The organism is Stenotrophomonas sp. 1L-E-5-B-C3, assembly GCF_057292075.1.
On the sequence record NZ_JBXAWS010000003.1, the window covers coordinates 246,556 to 263,962 of the forward strand.

The following is a 17,407-nucleotide window of genomic DNA, read 5'->3' on the forward strand; positions in this document are numbered from 1 at the left end:
GCGTATTCTAGCGTACATGGGCACTTCCTGCCCGTCGCGTTCTGGTAGCGCCGGGCCATGCCCGGCGGCTGTTCGATGCCGCGCTACGCTCGCCGGGCATGGCCCGGCGCTACCGATCAGGACCCGTACAATGCCTTGCGTGGTGCGCCGGTCAACTCGGCGGCCAGCTTGGCAGCGGTCGACGGCGGCAGGTGCTCGCTGAGCTTGGCGTAGACCTGGCGGCCATGGGCCAGCTGCGCTTCCTCGTCATCACCGGCGCCCTGCACCATCACCACGAACTCGCCCTTGCGCTGGTTGTCATCGGCCTCAACCTTGGCCAACAGACCGGCCAGGTCACCATCGAGCACGGTCTCGAACAGCTTGGTCAGCTCGCGGGCCAGCACCGCCGGGCGCTCGCCGCCGAAGATCGCCGCCATGTCAGCCAACGACTCGGTGATCCTGTGCGAGGATTCGTAGAAAACCATCGTGCGCACTTCACCGGCCAGCGCCTGCAGGCGGTCGCGGCGACCGCTGGCCTTGGCCGGCAGGAAGCCCTCGAAGCTGAAGCGGTCGCTGGGCAGGCCGGCCACGCTCAGCGCGGCGATGGCGGCGCAGGCGCCGGGAATCGGGCTGACCTTGATGCCTGCCGCACGCGCGGCACGCACCAGGCGGAAACCGGGATCGCTGACCAGCGGGGTGCCGGCATCGCTGACCAGTGCCAGCGATTCGCCGGCCTGCAGGCGCGAGACCAGGCGCTGGGCCAGGGCTTCCTCATTGTGTTCATGCAGGGCCACCAGCGGCTGCTGGATGCCGAAATGGGACAACAGCTGGCCGCTGCGACGAGTGTCTTCGGCACAGATGGCCGCCACCGAACGCAGCACCTCCTGCGCGCGCGGGCTCAGATCGGCCAGGTTGCCGATCGGGGTGGCGACGACGTACAGGGTTGGGACACTCATTTCAGCGGTACTCACGGGGCAAGGGTAGAATCGTAGCGTGTACCCGGCCAAGGCCGCTGCCCTCATCGCATGGACCCGATCATGAACAAGCCCGCCGCACGGATCTCCGCCCTGTCGTTGTCGCTGATGCTGCTGGCCGGCTGTGCCACCACCAGCCTGACCAGTGCACCCGAATCGCCGGCCCAGAGCCAGGCGCTGGCGCTGATCGAACAGGGCAAGCCGCGCGACGCCGCACTGCAGCTGGAAGGCCTGGCCGCCACCCTGCGCGGCGGTGCCCGCAGCAACGCGCTGGCCGACGCGGCCTGGGCCTGGCACCTGGCTGGCGACAGCGCGCGCGCGCGCAGCCTGCTGGGCCAGCTCACCGCGCGCCAGCTGTCCGGCGCCAGCCTGCAGCGCTACCAGCTGACCGGCGCCGAGCTGGCACTGGCCGACAAGCAGCCGGCGCAGGCCCTGGCCCTGCTGAAGGATCATGCCGACAGTGTTGCGGTCGGCCTGCGCACCCGCTGGCTGCTGGCCCGCGCCCAGGCCCTGCAGGGCACCGGCGATGCATTCGGCGCTGCCAACGAGCGTGCCCGCGCCCATGCCGGCCTGACCGGCAGCGCGCGCAGCGAGAACCAGGCTGCAATCTCCGGCCTGCTCGGCACCCTCGACGATGCCACCCTGCGCAGCCGTGCCGCCGCCCTGCCAGCCAATGACCCGCTGTACAACTTCGCAGGCCGCGCGCTGATCGCACGTGGCCTGCCGCTGCCGCGCCCGTTCGACCGCGACGGCGCAGCCCAGTTCGATACCAGCAAGCGCCCGCCGGCGATGAGCGACGGCTATCGCCCGCCGGCCAAGCTGGCGGTGCTGCTGCCGCTCAGTGGTCGCCTGGCCACCGCCGCGCAGCCGGTGCGCGATGGCCTGCTGAGCGCCTACTACGGTGAAAGCCGTCGCCGCCCGGACATCAATTTCTTCGACACCGCCGGCACCCCGGCCGGTGCCCTCGCTGCCTACGACAAGGCCGTCGCCTCCGGTGTCGACTTCGTGGTCGGTCCGCTGGGCCGCGACGAGGTGGACGCGGTGTATGGCCGCCAGCAGTTGCAGGTACCGGTGCTGGCGCTGAACCGCGGCAAGGATGCACCGCCGGCCGGCAGCGCTGGTTTCTCGCTGGCACCGGAAGACGACGGCATCGTCGCCGCCGAGTACCTGCGTGGCCGCGAACGCAACCGCGCGCTGGTGATCAGCAGCAATGACGACACCGGCCGTCGTTCCGCCGCTGCCTTCGCACAGCGTTTTGCCCAGCGCGGCGGCCAGGTCGTGGCTACCTTCAACGTCAGCGATGCCGTCGGTGATGTCGGCGCGCAGGTGCGCAATGCCGGCCAGGTCGACGCCGTGTTCCTTGCCGTGCGCGCGCCGCAGGCCCGCCTGCTGGCGCCGCAGCTGGCGCTGGCCGGCGCCGGTGGCGCCACCCGCGTCGGCACCTCGCAGTTGACGGTCGGCAGCGGCAAGGTGGAAGAAGACGTGGCGCTGGACGGCATCGTCTACCCGAACGAAGCCTGGAACGTGCGCAGCGTGTCCGGCCTGCCCTCGGCCAGCCAGGTGGCCAGCACCCTGCCGAGCGCACGCGGTGCGGCCGGCCGCCTGTTCGCCTTCGGTGCGGATGCCTGGAAGATCACCGCCTACCTGGACAAGCTGTCCAACGAAGGCGGCCTAGACGGTGCCACCGGCACCCTGTTCCTGGACAGCAACGGCAACATCCTGCGCCAGCCGGCATGGTCGACCTTCAATGGCGGCCGGCCGATGCCGATCGTCGGTGGTCGCTGAGCGCAGCCAACGTGGCTCGGCGGTGGAAGCCGCCGCCGAGCAGCATCTGCAACAGGCCGGGCTGCAGCCGCGTGCGCGCAACGTGCGTTATCGCGGCGGTGAACTGGACCTGGTGATGGACGATGCCGGCACCGTGGTGTTCGTGGAAGTGCGCTACCGCGCACGCTCCGATTTCGGTGGCGGCGCCGCCTCGGTGGATGCGCGCAAATGCCGGCGCCTGGCGCATGCCGCGCAGCTGTACCTGCAGGACAACCCGGCACTGGCCAATGCGCCCTGCCGTTTCGATGTGGTTGAAGCCAGTGGTGAACCGCCGCAGCTGCGGTGGCTGCGTGATGCATTCCGGCTGGATGACTGCTGATGGTTACCGTCCGCTCTGGTAGAGGCGACCTTGGTCGGCGCTTCTGTGCCAACCAAGGTTGGCACCTACCAGAGCGCAGCCTGGCCGGCACTACCACGGTGCGTGACTGATGCCTTCGATCATCACCCATGCCGCTGTGCCGTTGGCACTGTGGTGCGCCGCTGATCGTGGCCGCATCCCGCCGCGCCTGCTCGTGGCCGGCGTGATCGCAGCGATGCTGCCCGATGCCGATGTGCTGGCCTTTGCACTGCACATTCCCTATGCCGATGCGTTCGGACATCGCGGTGCCAGCCATTCGTTGCTGTTTGCCTGCGTGCTGGCGACATTGGCCGCAGTGTTGGCGTTCTTTGGTAGCAGCCGACCTTGGTCGGCGGTTCCGTGCCAACCAAGGTTGGCACCTACCTTGCAAGCAGCGACACTCGTCTTCGTCTGTGCCGCCAGCCATCCGCTGCTGGATGCGATGACCTCCGGTGGCCTCGGCGTTGCGCTGGCCTGGCCGTGGAGTGAACAACGCTTCTTCGCACCGTGGCGACCGATCCGCGTTTCACCGTTCGCGCCGCAGTTCTTCAGCGCGCGTGGCGTGGCCACCCTGCTCTCTGAACTGCGCTGGGTGTGGCTGCCGCTGGCCACAGCCGTCGTCGCCTGGAAACTGATCCAACCCGCTCCTGCTACCCCACGAGATCCGTCATGAGTCCTGTCCTGCCTGCTGCCCTGATTGCCGAACTGTCCGCCCTGCTGGGCGCGGAGGGCTGGCGCATGGATGACAGCGCGCTGGAGGCCAACGCGCAGGACAACTCATGGCGTCACCAGCGTCCCGCAGCGGTGGCGCTGCCGGCCGACATCGAACAGGTGCAGGCATTGGTGCGTGCCTGCCGCGCGCATGGCGTGGCGCTGGTCGCGCGCGGTGCCGGTACCGGCACTACCGGTGCCGCCGTCCCACAGCCGGGCAGCATCGTGCTGTCGTTCACCCGCATGAATCGCATCGTCGAGATCCGCGCCGGTGATCGTTGCGCGGTCGTGCAGCCGGGTGTGCTCAATGGCACCCTGCAGCAGGCGCTGGCCCCGCATGGCCTGTTCTGGGCACCGGACCCTTCCAGCGCCGAGATCTGCAGCATCGGCGGCAACCTCGCCTGCAACGCCGGTGGCCCACGCGCGGTGAAGTACGGCACCAGCCGCGACAACGTGCTGGGCCTGGTGGCAGTGACCGGCACCGGCGACGTGATCCGCTGCGGCGGCGCCTACACCAAGGACGCCACTGGCTACGACCTCACGCACCTGCTGGTGGGCAGCGAAGGCACGCTGGCATTGATCGTGGAAGCCACCCTGAAACTGACCCCGCTGCCGGTCAGCCAGGCTGGTCTGCGCGTGCTGTACCGCGATGCCGATGCCGCCGCTGCCGCAGTGTCGCGGTTGATGTCACAGCCTGTGGTACCGACCCGCCTTGAGTTCATGGACGCGCGCAGCCTGGAGCTGCTGCGGCTCAATGGCGCCGACGTGCCGGAGGCCGGCGCGATGCTGCTGGTCGAAGCCGATGGTGACCACGACACCCTGCCCTACCTGCTGCAGGCGCTGGCCAGCGCTGCGGAAGGCGACGGCATGATCGAGCTGGACGTGGCGATGGAAGGCCGCGCACGCGACCAGCTGTGGGCCGCACGCAAGGCGCTGTCGCCCGCACTGCGCAGCGTCGCGCCGGGCAAGATCAACGAAGACGTGGTGGTACCGGTGTCGCGCATTCCGGAACTGGTGGCCGGCGTGCAGGCACTGGCACGTGACTACGCACTCACCATCGTCACCTTCGGCCATGCCGGCAACGGCAACCTGCACGTCAACATCCTCTACCACCCGGATGATGCCGACGAGAACGCGCGCGCGCATGCCGCGCTGCCAAAGATCTTCGAGCTGACGCTGGCGTTGGGCGGCACGCTGTCGGGGGAACACGGCATTGGCCTGGCCAAGCGAGATTTCATGGCGAAGGCCTTCACCGCAGAAACGCTGGCGACGATGCGAGCGATCAAGGCCGCGCTGGACCCGGACGGCATCCTCAACCCCGGCAAGGTGCTGCCGCCGGTGTAGTGCCACTGCCAATGTGTTGACGACGACCCGCAGGAGCCCTCCCCTGCTGGAGGCGTCGCACTGTGCCCGCTACGGACCTTCACGCTGCCAGCCGTCAACTGAAGCTCCATCCGGTGTCCAGTGTGCTTTGCAACTTGTTGCATGGGAAAACTGCGCCTTTGCCAGGAACATATCGCCAACAGCACCACACAGCTCTGACCCACGCCCGCCGTGAGCGCCAGCTGCCTGGTCCAGCGAGCCTGCAGTGACAGCACCATCGGCATCTCTGTGAGCCGTTGGCAACCGCCGAACGGGTTGGGTCGAAGCAACAGCGCCCACGCCCTGCGAACAAGGATGCCGAGATGTACAAGCCTCTCTATCCCCATGTCATCACCACTCTTGGCGAAGCCGCTGCGCGCCTGCCACATGACCTCGCGCCGATCCTGGAGCAGGCCCTGGCCGCGGCCAACGATGCGCGGTCGCTGGCAACGGTCACGTGTGAGTCCTGCCTGCAGCAGCGTCGCGGCAGGCAGCCGCAGGCTGACTGAGTACTGGGTGTGCAGTTGCAGGCAGCTTAGCGACATTTGTAGAGCCGAGCCCATGCTCGGCTGCCCTTGAGCCACATCGCGATGAAAGCCGCGCTTCGCGCGTGAGCCGAGCGTAGGCTCGGCTCTGCAGCGTCGATGTCATCCAGCAACCGCGCACCGATACGGCAGCACCCGATCATGCCCGGCGGTTTCAGTCGCGTGGCAGCGCCGGGCCATGTCCGGCGTTCCGGATCAGGCGAAGTGCTGGTAACCGCCGTTGGCGGCTTCGCCATCCAAGTGCACGCCCTGCCCTTCGGCGATGCGGCCGATGCGGGTGAGCGGCACGTCCAGCGATTCGGCCAGGTAGTGCAGCGCGTCGCGCTGGTCGGCGGCGGCGGTGAAGCACAGTTCGTAGTCGTCGCCACCGCGCAGTGCGCAGTCGCGCGCATCGTCGCGGCCGAGCAGCTCACGCAGCGCGTGCGAGATCGGCAACGAGTCGGCATCCACATGCGCGGCCACGCTGCTGCGCGTGGCGATATGGCCCAGATCGGCCAGCAGGCCGTCGGACACATCCACCGCTGCATGCGCGAAGGCACGCAGGCGCAGGCCGAGGGTGACCCGCGGCGTCGGCCGCAGCAGGCGCAGGCGCAGGCTTTCGTAGTCGGCCAGCAACGTGGCGGTGGCGACGCTCAATGCGGCCTGCTGCCAGAGGCGCAGCGCACCGGCGGCATCGCCGAGTGTGCCGCTCACCCAGATGTCATCGCCAAGCTGCGCGCGGTCGCGACGCAGGGCCTGGCCACGACCGACCTGGCCCATCGCGGTCACCGACAACGACAGTGGGCCACGTGTGGTGTCGCCACCGATCAGCGCGATGTCGTGCTGGTCGGCCAGTGCGAAGAAGCCATCGGCGAACGCATCGATCCAGTCTTCAGACGCTTCCGGCAACGACAGCGCCAGCGTGCACCAGGCCGGGCGTGCACCCATCGCTGCGAGATCGGAGAGGTTGACCGCCAGCGTCTTCCAACCGATATCGAACGCAGGGGTCTCGACTGGGAAGTGCACCCCGCTGTTGAGCGTATCGGCGGTGACCACCAGTTGCTCATTGGCGCGCGGCTGCAGCAACGCAGCGTCGTCGCCGATGCCGAGCAGGATGTCGTCGCGCTCGAGGGTGCGGGCGCGGATGCGGTCGATGAGGGCGAATTCGGCCAGGGACATGGGGCGTTCCCGCTGTTGTACGTGCCGCGCAGGGCGCGGTGGGCGGTAGTGCCGGCCGCTGGCCGGCAACCTCAGGATCCCTGCAGCTGCCGGCCAACGGCCGGCACTACCGCAGGCGGGTCAGTGACCCGATTCGACCTTGCGCAATTCCACGGCGGCACGATCCAGCACGCCGTTGACGTAGGTATGGCCGTGTTCGGAACCAAAACGCTTGGCCGATTCGATGGCTTCGTTGATCACTACGCGGTACGGCACGTCCAGGCGGTAGCGCAGCTCATAACCGGCCAGGCGCAGCACGGCGCGTTCGATCGCATCCACTTCTTCAATGCCACGGTCCAGGTACGGGCCGAGGGCCTCGTCGATGTCGCGGCGGTTGTCGAGCACGCCATGCATCAGCGCTTCGAAGTACGCCAGATCGGCGATTTCGCGCGCCTGCTCGTGGGCGAACTGGGCGATCAGCGACTGTGCGTTGCCGCCGGAGATCTGCCAGGCGTAGATGGCCTGTACGGCACGACGGCGCGCGCGCGAGCGCAGCACCGGGTCGACGCCATCGCGGCGGACGGGCTTACCGGAGGGCTTGCCCTGGGTGTTCTTGTTCATGGCAGTTGCTCCAGCAGGTTGACCATTTCCAATGCGGCGAGTGCGACTTCCTCGCCCTTGTTGCCATGGCTGCCGCCTGCGCGGGCCTCGGCGTCTTCGGCGCGTTCAACCGCCAGCACGCCGTTCAGTACCGGCACGCCGAAGTCCAGCTGCACGCGCATCAGACCTTCGGCGCAGCGGTCGGCCACGTGTTCGTAGTGGCGGGTATCGCCACGGATCACGCAGCCCAGGGTGAGGATGGCGGCGTGCTCATGGGCGGCGGCCAGACGCGCGGCGACCAGCGGCAGTTCCCAGGCACCCGGTACGCGGATCACGTCGATGTTGGCTTCGGCAATGCCGTTGCCGGCCAGGCTCTGGCGTGCGCCAGCGACCAGCGTGTCGGTGATGCGGGCATTCCAGCGGCTGGCCAGGATGGCGAAGCGCGCCGATTCGGGAGTGCGAAGATCGCCTTCGTAGTGGCTCATATGCGGCTTGGGGGACTCGATAAGGGGGTAATTCTAGCGTGGATGGGCCCCGGCCGTGGTTGGCGGGGGCCTGCAGGGTGTGCCGACCAACGGTCGGCACCCACCTTTGGCGGAGGTGTGGTAGTGCCGGCCGCTGGCCAGCAATCCCGGGGATGCAGTTGCCGGCCAGCGGCCGGCACTACCCATTACAGGGTAACCGTCTCCACCACTTCCAGGCCGTACCCGGCCAGCCCGATCTGGCGACGCGGGGTGCCCAGTACCCGCAGCTTGCCCAAGCCCAGGTCGGACAGGATCTGCGCGCCGGCACCATTGCGGCGCCACTGGCTCACATCCTTGTCCTTGCCCGGTACCACCGGCGCCGGCTGCTGGCGCAGGCGGGCCAGCAGGGCCTCGCCGTCGCGCGGGGCCGACAGCACCACCATCACGCCCGCGCCCTCGGCATCGATGGCGCGCAGGGCATCGGTAGCAGCCACGCCGAAATCATCACGGCGCCAGTGCAGCAGGTCGGCCAGCGGGTTTTCCACCTGCACGCGGACCAGGGTCGGGGTGTCCGCATCCGGGGTGCCGCGCACCAGGGCGAAATGCACGTCGTGGGCGATGCGGTCGCGGTAGGTCACCAGCTTGAACGGGCCGAACTCGGTCTCGATCTCGCGCTCGTCCACGCGCTCGACGGTCTTTTCGGTGGCCAGGCGGTAGGCGATCAGGTCGGCGATGGAGCCCATCTTCAGGCCGTGCTCGCGGGCGAACACTTCCAGTTCCGGGCGGCGCGCCATGCTGCCATCCGGGTTCAGGATCTCCACAAGCACTCCGGCCGGTTCCAACCCGGCCAGCATGGCCATGTCCACGGCCGCCTCGGTGTGGCCGGCGCGGGTCAGCACGCCGCCCGGCTGGGCGATCAGCGGGAAGATGTGGCCCGGCTGGTGCAGGTCCGACGGCTTGGCATTGGGCTTCACCGCAGTACGGATGGTATGCGCGCGGTCATGCGCCGAGATGCCGGTGGTGACACCCTCGGCGGCCTCGATGCTGACCGTGAAATTGGTCTGGAACTGCGCGGTATTGGCCTGCACCATCGGCGCCAGGCCGAGATCGGCGGCGCGGGTACGGTTCAGCGGCAGGCACACCAGGCCACGGCCATGGGTGACCATGAAGTTGATGTCGCTGGCCTTGACCAGCTCGGCGGCCATGATCAGGTCGCCTTCGTTCTCGCGGTCTTCGTCATCGACGATGACGACCATGCGGCCCAGGCGGATGTCTTCCAGGATCTCCGGAATCGGGGCGAAATTCATGCTGCATCTCCATGCGGGTGCTGACCGTTGGCCGGCACACTGATCAGGCGCTCCACGTATCGGGCGACCAGGTCGATTTCAAGGTTGACCGCACTGCCCACGCCCGCGGCGGAGAAGGCGGTGTTGGCCACGGTGTGCGGGATCAGGGCGACTTCGAAGCCCTCATCATCCACTTCGTTGACGGTGAGGCTGACGCCGTCCACGCAGATCGAGCCCTTCTTGGCGATGTAGCGGCGCAGCGAGGCCGGCGCGGCGAAACGCCAACGCTGGGCACGCGCGTCTTCGTGGATGGACAGCACCTGGCCGAGACCGTCCACGTGGCCGCTGACCAGATGGCCGCCGAGGCGGTCGGTCGGGCGCATGGCGCGCTCCAGGTTGATGACCGCCCCTTCGGACAGCTGGCCGAGCGTGGTCAGGCCCAGGGTCTCGGTGGACGCATCGGCCTGGAAGCTGCTGGCGTCGAACGCAATGACGGTAAGGCAGACGCCGTTGATGGCGATGCTCTCGCCCATCTGCACGTTGTCGAACGGCAGGTTCCCGACGTTGAAGGTGAAGCGGACATCGCCGCCGATGGATTCGCGTGCGGCCAGACGGCCGACGCCTTCGATGATTCCAGTAAACAAGAAACGTTCTCCGCGAAAAGTGAGCGAAAAACGCCGCAAGGCAAACAGGCGGGCGCAGGGCCACAAAGGCCCTGTAGCACCGTCTTCTTTCATCCGGACTATACCGTCGGCTCCGGCATTGGACCGGATCTGCTGACCCCCGGCGGTAAGGCCGGAGCGCTCGCGGGCTCGTGCTTGCGCACCTACCGCCGGTGGGGAATCGCACCCCGCCCTGAAGACGTTTGTGTACCGGCGAACCGGCCGGCGTAGTGTACCAGCCCCCGCTGAACAGGGTGGATGACGGGGTCGGATCCCTTTCCGCAGGAAAGGGCTCTGACCCCCAATGGGTCCGTGGCAGCGCAGGGGGTCAGAGCCGTTCTCCTCTGGAAAACGGATCCGACCCCGGCCAAATCTGCCGCAGGCTGTGACGGCCGTCGCTCGCAATCTGTAAAAATTTCATTAACATGCGCACCGGACGACATGAGGTCGCCACGGGCCGCCCGCTGGGCAGGTCCGCCAATGGACTGAAATTCACAGGAATTCCCATGCGCAAGATCCTGATCGTGGCCGCTCTGCTGGCCGCCGCTCCGTTCACGGCTTCGGCTGACGCCCTGAGCTACACCTACGTCGAAGGCGGCTGGACGCAGGTCAAGGTTGACGACAACGCACTGGACGACCCGAAGGTTGACGGTGGCTACCTGCGTGGCTCGGTCGCCGTGGCCGAGCAGGTCTACGTGTTCGGTGGCTGGTCGCGCACCAGCAAGACCTACCACTACAGCGACGGTTCGCTGAAGGTTGAACTGAATCAGCCGGAGCTGGGCATCGGCTACCACATGCCGTGGACCGATCGCGTCGACTTCACCGCCGACATTGCCTGGGTGCGCCAGAACGCTGAACTGACCGATCGTTACGACGGCTACAGCGACCGCTACAAGGACCACACCAACCTGGCCCGCGCCACCATGGGCATCCGCGGCAAGCCGTCGCGCATGACCGAAGCCTGGGCCAAGGCCGGTTACATGGACGGCGGCAACAACTACAAGGGCACCTGGGTCGGCACCATCGGTGGCCAGATCAACTTCACCAAGACCTGGGGTCTGGTGGGCGAGATCTCCGGCTACCGCGACGTCACCCAGTACTCGGCCGGCATCCGCGCCAGCTTCTGATCCAACGATCGCTCCTCGTCGTGCGATCGAACGGGCCCCGCAAGGGGCCCGTTTTTTTGGCCGACATACACGACCTCGTGACCCCATCGCGCCATCGAAAGCCCACGCAGATGCGCTAGGCTTGCGCGCCTCTGGAACAGGAAAACACCGTCATGAAGACCCCCACCCGTACTCTGCTGGCCAGCATGCTGCTGTGCGCGCCGCTGATCGCCACGGCCGCCCCGGCCACGCTGTCGCCCGAACAGGCGTTCGACCTGTATGCACGCACCCTGCTGGAAGACGACGCGGCCGCCACGCGCACGCTCAACGACGCACTGAAACCGGCATTCGAAGGCCAGGACGCTGTGACCCCGAACCCGGGTGCGCTGGCCAAGGCATTGGCCGAACCCTGGCAGACCGTACTGGCCAGCACCGGCGCCAAGGTCGACGCTGCAGCCACCGAAGCGCTGTATGCCAAAGCGCTGCGTGATTCGAAGTGCCGCGCGACCAAGAGCGTAATCGAAGACAACGATTACGTTGAAGACCAGAAGCTGGCGCGGATCACCTACAGCTGCCAGCTGCCCGACCTGGGCAAGGTGCGCCCGCTGTTCGCTGCCAGCCTTGCATCCGACGCCAGCCCGGCCTCGCGCAAGCAGTTCACCGATGCCTACACCCAAGCGCTGCAGAGTGGCGCGCGCGTGCCGGTCAGCGGCACCTTCACCCTGTACCCGGCCAAGGACAACGGCTACTGGTACAGCGGTAACTTCGATGATCTGGTGGGCACCGTGACCGGCGCGCTGGCACCGTTCGAGGACTGGATGCAGGACGCGCAGGCGGCCAACGCGCCGAAGGTGACCGGCGTACCGGGCTGCGACCTGCTGCTGCAGCAGCATCGTGCCTGCGTGGCGAAGATCGCACCGGACCAGATCAGCGGTGTGGACGCCATGGCCGAGGAACTGAAGGCCAAGGCCCAGGTGCAGTCGGCCGATGAGATGACGCAGGAGTGCAAGGCACTGCGCCCGATCGCCGAGATGATGTGGACCGACGAGTGCGCGTAAGCCACCTGTAGAGCCGAGCCCACGCTCGGCTCGTGGTCACGGATGACGACTGCATCCGCACTTTCAGAACCGTTGCATGGCCCTGTGTTGCCTGCATGGTCAATGCTGTTGCCCTCTTCCACCGGGGCAGCCGCATGAAACACCGCACGACGTCGACCATGGTCATGCTGATGGCGCTGCTGGCGTTGACGGCGTGCGGGCAAGCCAAAGTACCCAAGTCCAGGATTACGACCTTCTCGGTCATCCCAGCGGTTGCCTTCGAGTCAACCCTGCTGAGCGACAGGCAGCTGGATGCGTGGATGAGCGAAGACGACGACTGCCACGCGTTCCTGATGTATCACGATCAGTGCGCAGTGCTGGTATTGCCGCATGAGTACGACGACGGTTTTACCCGTCACCAGCTGCGATTGAAGGCGAAGAACCTGCCGGGCGAGGTACTGGGCGCGTACTGCCGCAACCTGCATGCGCTGTGGAAGCAGCAGTGGAAGGGCCAGTGCCCCATCGGCGAAGAAGACGACGAGGATGCCTGACGACAAGGGCGTCGCCCCTGCTTCGCGTCATTCCCTTACGGGCGCAGCAGCAGCCTGATGTCCTCACCGACCTGACGCTGGTCAACCACACGCAGGCGACGCTGCTGGTCCATGGCATCGATACCGAGACCGGCCAGCAGCGGACGACCGTTATCGCCCAGCAGCGTGGGCGCCTGATACAGCAGCAGTTCGTCCACCCAGCCGCCGCGCAGCAAGGCACCGGCCAGCGTCGCACCGGCTTCGGTATGCACCTCGTTGATGCCGCGTTCGGCCAGCAGTGCCAGCACCGCGCCAAGATCGAGACGGCCGTCAGCACTGGGCACGCTGGCAAATTCTGCGTCGGCCGCATCCGGTGCGCTCACTGCAGCAGCGTGCAGATACAGCGTCGGTGCCCCGCCCTCGCGCACACGGCTGCATTCGAGCGAACGCAGGCGCGAATCCAGCACCACGCGCAGTGGTGGCATCACCTCGGTATCGGCCAGGCGCACGGTCAGCATCGGATCATCAGCCAGCACCGTGTCGGCGCCGGTGAGGATCGCACCCGCACGCGCGCGCCAGTGCTGCACGTCTTCGCGCGCGGCCGGCCCGGTGATCCACTTGGAGCTGCCATCGGCCATCGCGGTACGGCCATCGAGGCTGGCGGCCAGCTTCACCCGCAACCACGGTCGGTTGCGCTCCACGCGCGACAGGAAGCCCTTGTTGAGCTCACGCGCCTGCGCCGCCATCAGCCCTTCGGCGACCTCGATGCCGGCATTGCGCAGCAGATCGAAGCCACCACCATCGACCTTCGGGAACGGATCGCGCATCGCGGCAACGACGCGCGACACGCCCGCTTCGATCAGGGCCAGCGCACACGGCGGCGTACGACCGTAGTGTGCGCAGGGTTCCAGCGTGACGTAGGCGGTGGCACCACGAGCCTCGCTGCCGGCCTCGCGCAGCGCGAACACTTCGGCGTGCGGTCCACCGGCGCGCTGGTGCCAGCCCTGCCCGACCACACGTTCGCCGTGGGCGATCACGCAGCCGACCATCGGGTTGGGGCGGGTGGTGTAGGCGGCACGCTCGGCCAGACGCAGTGCGTTGGCCATGTGCAGGTGGTCAAGGACGGAGAACGGGTTGGTCATGCGGCCATGGTAACGCCGCCGGTGTGGATGCACGCCATCAGTGCCAACCAACGGTTGGCACCCACCAAGGCAGAGGCGGTCAGCCCTTCTTCTTCTTGGTCAGGGCAATCACATCGCCCAGCAGCTGCAGCTGTTCGGTACTGGAGGGCAGATCGCGCTCCAGCTTCTCGATCTCCTCGCGGAAATCGGCCACGTCCTCGAAGCTGCGGTACACCGAGGCAAAGCGCACATAGCCGACATGATCCAGCTTGCGCAGTTCGTTCATGACGAACTCGCCGACCTTGATCGAGGGTACTTCGCGCTCGCCGCTGATGCGCAGCTGGTGGACCACCGCACGCACCGCCGCTTCGATCTTGTCTTCGGCCACGGCACGCTTCTGCAGCGCGCGGTCGAAGCCAGCGCGGACCTTGCGCTGGTCGAACGCCTCGCGGGTGCCATCGCTCTTGACGATGGCCGGCAGCTTCAGCTCCACCGTCTCCATGGTGCTGAAGCGCTCGCCACAGGCTTCGCATTCACGCCGACGACGGATCGTCGCGCCGTCTTCGGAGACGCGCGAGTCGATGACCCGGGTATCGGCATGTTGGCAGAAGGGGCAATGCATGGAACGCCTGGCTCAGGGAGTACCTATTGCCACGGTCATGGCAGCGTCGCAAAGGTACCTGAGAAAGGGCGTAGCAGCAAATGCTGTCTGCGCGGAAGCGCCTGCGTTTCAGCCAATCAGAGCGTCCAACGAGGTCTGGACTACCCGCTCAACCGGGTGCGGGCGGCACCGAGGCCGCGCGAGCCCAACGCAACCACGCCAGATGCCCCCCCATCACCAGCAGCGGTGGGCCAAAGCCGAGGAAGGCCAATGTCGAGATTTCCCCCCGCTTGAAGGTGAAGTACAGCGTGGCGGCGACCACGCCCAGCGCAGCCAGGGCCCCAAGCGCCAGACCCACCCAGGCGACAACCGGCGATTGGCGCAGGCCGGCAAGACCACGCCACAGGAAGAGTCCGCTCAGCCACAGCCAGGACAGCAGGCCAAGAATTCCGGCCGACGACCACAGCAGCAGGATCCTGTGCTCGTCGCCGGTCAGGTACTTGCCATCCCATACGACCATCAGCCCCAGCACGGCACCCGTGCCTCCGGCGGCTACGGTGGGCAGGCCCACCAGCAGGCCGGCGATCGCCATCCAGCGTTTGTGCAGACGCTCATCCATGCAGTCGATTTCCTTCCATGGGCCGTGTCATTCGCGGCGCTTGAGCCATACCAGCATCGCGGCCGGTACCAGCATCGATGGGCCCAGCAGCAACAGGCTGATGCCTTCGGCGTGCACGGTGGCGCTCCACCACAGCGCCAGCCCCAGCGGCGGCAAGGCGGCGAGACCGCCCGCCAGCAGCATCCACCACCAGAGGCGGTGCACCTGCAGCCCGGCACGCCCCTGCATCAGAAAACCCGCGCTGAGCCACAACCAGGCCAGGCAGCCGGCAATGCCAGCCAGGCCCCACAGCGGCATCACCGTCACCGAGGCCAGGGTGCCATGACCGAACTGGCCCAGCCCCATCAGCAGCAGCATCGTCGCCGCCGCGCCGCCCATCGCCAGGCTGGGCAGGCCAAACAGCACCGCCAGCGCGGTGTAGAGGTACTTGAGGTGGCGCTCATCCATGCGCGGTTACTCCAATGCTGGGGTCGGATCCCTTCCCTGCGGGAAGGGATCCGACCTCTGCTTCGATCAACCGTAGACCGGGTACTTGCGGCACTGCGCGCTGACGGCGTCGCGCACGCGGGCGATGACGGCGTCATCGCTCGGCGCGTCGAGCACGTCGGCGATCCAGTTGGCCAGGTCCACGCAGTCCTGTTCGACGTAGCCACGGGTGGTCACCGCCGGGGTGCCCAGGCGCAGGCCCGAAGTGACGAACGGCGAACGCGGGTCGTTCGGCACCGAGTTCTTGTTGACGGTGATGTGGGCCTTGCCCAGCGCGGCTTCCGCGTCCTTGCCGGACACGTCCTTGCCGATCATGTCGACCAGCATCAGGTGGTTCTGGGTGCCACCGGAGACGATCTTGTAGCCGCGCGCAATGAGCGTGTTGGCCATCGCCTGGGCGTTCTTCACCACCTGCTGCTGGTAGGCCTTGAAGCCCGGTTCCAGCGCTTCCTTGAAGGCCACGGCCTTGCCGGCGATGACGTGCATCAGCGGACCACCCTGGATGCCCGGGAACACGATCGACTGCAGCTTCTTGACCAGGTCTTCGCCGGCGCCCTTGGCGACGATGATGCCGCCGCGCGGGCCGCGCAGGGTCTTGTGGGTGGTGGAGGTGACCACGTGCGCGTGTTCCAGCGGACTCGGGTAGACGCCAGCGGCGACCAGGCCGGCGACGTGGGCCATGTCCACGAACAGGTAGGCACCGACCTTGTCGGCGATGGCGCGGAAGCGCGCCCAGTCGATCACCTGCGAGTAGGCCGAGAAGCCAGCCACGACCATCTTCGGCTTGTGCTCCAGGGCCAGGCGCTCGACTTCGTCGTAGTCGATCAGGCCCTGGTCGTTCACGCCGTACTGCACGGCGTTGAACAGCTTGCCCGAGGCGTTCACCTTGGCACCGTGGGTGAGGTGGCCGCCGTGGGCCAGGCTCATGCCGAGGATGGTGTCACCCGGCTGCAGCAGGGCGAAGTACACGGCCTGGTTGGCCTGCGAACCACTGTGCGGCTGCACGTTGGCGTAGTCGGCGCCGAACAGCTGCTTCAGACGGTCGATCGCCAGCTGCTCGGCGATGTCCACGTATTCGCAGCCACCGTAGTAGCGCTTGCCCGGGTAGCCTTCGGCGTACTTGTTGGTCAGCTGGCTGCCCTGGGCTTCCATCACCGCCGGGCTGGTGTAGTTCTCGCTGGCGATCAGCTCGACGTGGTCTTCCTGGCGCTGGGTCTCAGCGGCGATGGCCTTGGCCAGTTCGGGATCGTAGGATTCGATGCGGACGTCACGCGGGAACATCGGGTACTCCAGCAGGCAGGGAAAAGGGGTACGGCTCAGCCCCCGATTGTAGCCCCGCACCGGCCTGCCGGGGCCGAAACGGACGGGGCCGGCATCCCCGGAGGAATTCGGCCCCGTATGGTTTCGAGTGGCGTTGCGGGGGCAGAGCCCTTTGCGTTGCAAAGGGATCCGACCCCGAGCGCGATCTTCAGCGGCTGCTGAGCACGTACTGGGCGATCACGCCGGTCGCGATGGCCACCAGCAGCATGTTGCCGCGGTCATCGCGGATCCACTGGTGCCCGTAAGGCGGGCGGCGCAGCTGGTAGCGCGGGTAATCGTTCACCACGTAGACCGGGCCGCGGTAGTAATCGCGGTAGCGGTGGCCGACCTTCCAGCCATAGCCCGGGCCATAGGCCGGGCGGTACACCACCCGCGGCGGCGCCGGGCGGTAGTAGCGATCATGGTCGCGGTGCCATTCACGGCGATCCTGGCGATAGTCGCGCCGGGCCTCGCGGCGATCACGTTCCCACTCACGACGGTCCTGGCGCCATTCGCGGCGATCCTCGCGCCACTCACGGCGGTCGTGGTCACGGCGATGGTCGTTGTCGGCGAAGGCCGGGGCCACCGCGCCGAGCGCCAGCACAGAGGCCACGGCGCCGGCCATTACTCGATTGATGCGCATGTCAGACCTCTGCTTGGGTGGGTGGTGAGCCCATATTGCGCACCCGATCTGAACCGCTTCCAGCTGGAAACGCTTCCTGCTGCG

General features: G+C 67.3%; 20 protein-coding genes and 1 riboswitch. Of the genes, 8 read left to right on the forward strand and 12 right to left on the reverse strand.

The window, feature by feature from the left end:
- Positions 1–116: 116 nt before the first annotated feature.
- Entirely contained in the window at positions 117–935 is an 819-nt protein-coding gene (gene rsmI / locus AC0Z6F_RS06170) for a 16S rRNA (cytidine(1402)-2'-O)-methyltransferase (protein WP_032968623.1), read from the reverse strand.
- A gap of 81 nt (positions 936–1,016) precedes the next feature.
- Here rsmI and AC0Z6F_RS06175 point away from each other — a divergent pair, with 81 nt between their 5' ends.
- The 5 genes from AC0Z6F_RS06175 to AC0Z6F_RS06195 all read left to right on the forward strand — a co-directional run bounded on the left by AC0Z6F_RS06175 (position 1,017) and on the right by AC0Z6F_RS06195 (position 5,696).
- Positions 1,017–2,738, forward strand: coding sequence for a penicillin-binding protein activator (locus AC0Z6F_RS06175; protein ID WP_100467798.1), 1,722 nt, complete (start codon positions 1,017–1,019; stop codon positions 2,736–2,738).
- Positions 2,728–3,096: a YraN family protein gene (locus AC0Z6F_RS06180; protein WP_041864472.1), complete on the forward strand. Its 369-nt coding sequence runs from the start codon at positions 2,728–2,730 to the stop codon at positions 3,094–3,096. The genes AC0Z6F_RS06175 and AC0Z6F_RS06180 overlap by 11 nt, the downstream gene beginning before the upstream one ends.
- Before the next feature lie 109 nt (positions 3,097–3,205).
- The gene (locus AC0Z6F_RS06185; protein WP_012510040.1) at positions 3,206–3,787 is read left to right on the forward strand and encodes a metal-dependent hydrolase; all 582 of its coding nucleotides are present in this window, start codon (positions 3,206–3,208) and stop codon (positions 3,785–3,787) included.
- Complete coding sequence (locus tag AC0Z6F_RS06190; RefSeq protein ID WP_485617258.1) at positions 3,784–5,169, forward strand: FAD-binding oxidoreductase; 1,386 nt, start codon at positions 3,784–3,786, stop codon at positions 5,167–5,169. The genes AC0Z6F_RS06185 and AC0Z6F_RS06190 overlap by 4 nt, the downstream gene beginning before the upstream one ends.
- A 341-nt stretch (positions 5,170–5,510) precedes the next feature.
- Positions 5,511–5,696 carry a hypothetical protein gene (locus AC0Z6F_RS06195; protein ID WP_012510038.1) on the forward strand — a complete coding sequence of 62 codons (186 nt, stop codon included), beginning with the start codon at positions 5,511–5,513 and terminating at the stop codon, positions 5,694–5,696.
- A gap of 231 nt (positions 5,697–5,927) precedes the next feature.
- Here the strand turns inward: AC0Z6F_RS06195 and thiL are convergent, their stop codons facing one another.
- The 5 genes from thiL to AC0Z6F_RS06220 all read right to left on the reverse strand — a co-directional run bounded on the left by thiL (position 5,928) and on the right by AC0Z6F_RS06220 (position 9,863).
- Positions 5,928–6,890 carry a thiamine-phosphate kinase gene (gene thiL, locus AC0Z6F_RS06200; RefSeq protein WP_004143456.1) on the reverse strand — a complete coding sequence of 321 codons (963 nt, stop codon included), beginning with the start codon at positions 6,888–6,890 and terminating at the stop codon, positions 5,928–5,930.
- Between the two features lie 120 nt (positions 6,891–7,010).
- Positions 7,011–7,490: a transcription antitermination factor NusB gene (gene nusB, locus AC0Z6F_RS06205; protein ID WP_004143441.1), complete on the reverse strand. Its 480-nt coding sequence runs from the start codon at positions 7,488–7,490 to the stop codon at positions 7,011–7,013.
- Complete coding sequence (ribH, locus tag AC0Z6F_RS06210; RefSeq protein ID WP_004143439.1) at positions 7,487–7,954, reverse strand: 6,7-dimethyl-8-ribityllumazine synthase; 468 nt, start codon at positions 7,952–7,954, stop codon at positions 7,487–7,489. The genes nusB and ribH overlap by 4 nt, the downstream gene beginning before the upstream one ends.
- A 185-nt stretch (positions 7,955–8,139) precedes the next feature.
- Positions 8,140–9,240 (reverse strand): 3,4-dihydroxy-2-butanone-4-phosphate synthase, encoded by a 1,101-nt coding sequence (gene ribB / locus AC0Z6F_RS06215; RefSeq protein WP_004143417.1) that lies wholly within the window; start codon positions 9,238–9,240, stop codon positions 8,140–8,142.
- Positions 9,237–9,863 (reverse strand): riboflavin synthase, encoded by a 627-nt coding sequence (locus AC0Z6F_RS06220; protein WP_012510037.1) that lies wholly within the window; start codon positions 9,861–9,863, stop codon positions 9,237–9,239. Before AC0Z6F_RS06220 ends, ribB begins: the two co-directional genes overlap by 4 nt.
- Before the next feature lie 77 nt (positions 9,864–9,940).
- Positions 9,941–10,086: riboswitch (FMN riboswitch) on the reverse strand.
- A gap of 301 nt (positions 10,087–10,387) precedes the next feature.
- Between AC0Z6F_RS06220 and AC0Z6F_RS06225 the strand changes: the two genes are divergently transcribed.
- From AC0Z6F_RS06225 to AC0Z6F_RS06235, 3 genes are all read left to right on the forward strand, one after another.
- Positions 10,388–11,008 carry a hypothetical protein gene (locus AC0Z6F_RS06225; protein ID WP_012510036.1) on the forward strand — a complete coding sequence of 207 codons (621 nt, stop codon included), beginning with the start codon at positions 10,388–10,390 and terminating at the stop codon, positions 11,006–11,008.
- Between the two features lie 152 nt (positions 11,009–11,160).
- Positions 11,161–12,045, forward strand: coding sequence for a hypothetical protein (locus tag AC0Z6F_RS06230; RefSeq protein ID WP_004143360.1), 885 nt, complete (start codon positions 11,161–11,163; stop codon positions 12,043–12,045).
- 95 nt (positions 12,046–12,140) lie between these two features.
- On the forward strand, positions 12,141–12,575 hold the full coding sequence (locus tag AC0Z6F_RS06235) for a hypothetical protein (protein WP_485617257.1): 435 nt from the start codon (positions 12,141–12,143) through the stop codon (positions 12,573–12,575).
- Between the two features lie 35 nt (positions 12,576–12,610).
- Here the strand turns inward: AC0Z6F_RS06235 and ribD are convergent, their stop codons facing one another.
- The 6 genes from ribD to AC0Z6F_RS06265 all read right to left on the reverse strand — a co-directional run bounded on the left by ribD (position 12,611) and on the right by AC0Z6F_RS06265 (position 17,323).
- Entirely contained in the window at positions 12,611–13,696 is a 1,086-nt protein-coding gene (gene ribD, locus AC0Z6F_RS06240; RefSeq protein WP_012510034.1) for a bifunctional diaminohydroxyphosphoribosylaminopyrimidine deaminase/5-amino-6-(5-phosphoribosylamino)uracil reductase RibD, read from the reverse strand.
- 79 nt (positions 13,697–13,775) lie between these two features.
- Positions 13,776–14,297 carry a transcriptional regulator NrdR gene (gene nrdR, locus AC0Z6F_RS06245; protein WP_004143350.1) on the reverse strand — a complete coding sequence of 174 codons (522 nt, stop codon included), beginning with the start codon at positions 14,295–14,297 and terminating at the stop codon, positions 13,776–13,778.
- A 148-nt stretch (positions 14,298–14,445) separates the two neighbouring features.
- Positions 14,446–14,895, reverse strand: coding sequence for a hypothetical protein (locus tag AC0Z6F_RS06250; RefSeq protein WP_012510033.1), 450 nt, complete (start codon positions 14,893–14,895; stop codon positions 14,446–14,448).
- A gap of 27 nt (positions 14,896–14,922) precedes the next feature.
- Positions 14,923–15,342 carry a hypothetical protein gene (locus AC0Z6F_RS06255; protein WP_065722760.1) on the reverse strand — a complete coding sequence of 140 codons (420 nt, stop codon included), beginning with the start codon at positions 15,340–15,342 and terminating at the stop codon, positions 14,923–14,925.
- Between the two features lie 66 nt (positions 15,343–15,408).
- Entirely contained in the window at positions 15,409–16,662 is a 1,254-nt protein-coding gene (glyA, locus tag AC0Z6F_RS06260; RefSeq protein ID WP_004143345.1) for a serine hydroxymethyltransferase, read from the reverse strand.
- A 187-nt stretch (positions 16,663–16,849) separates the two neighbouring features.
- Positions 16,850–17,323: an RcnB family protein gene (locus tag AC0Z6F_RS06265; protein WP_100467793.1), complete on the reverse strand. Its 474-nt coding sequence runs from the start codon at positions 17,321–17,323 to the stop codon at positions 16,850–16,852.
- Positions 17,324–17,407: the final 84 nt, after the last annotated feature.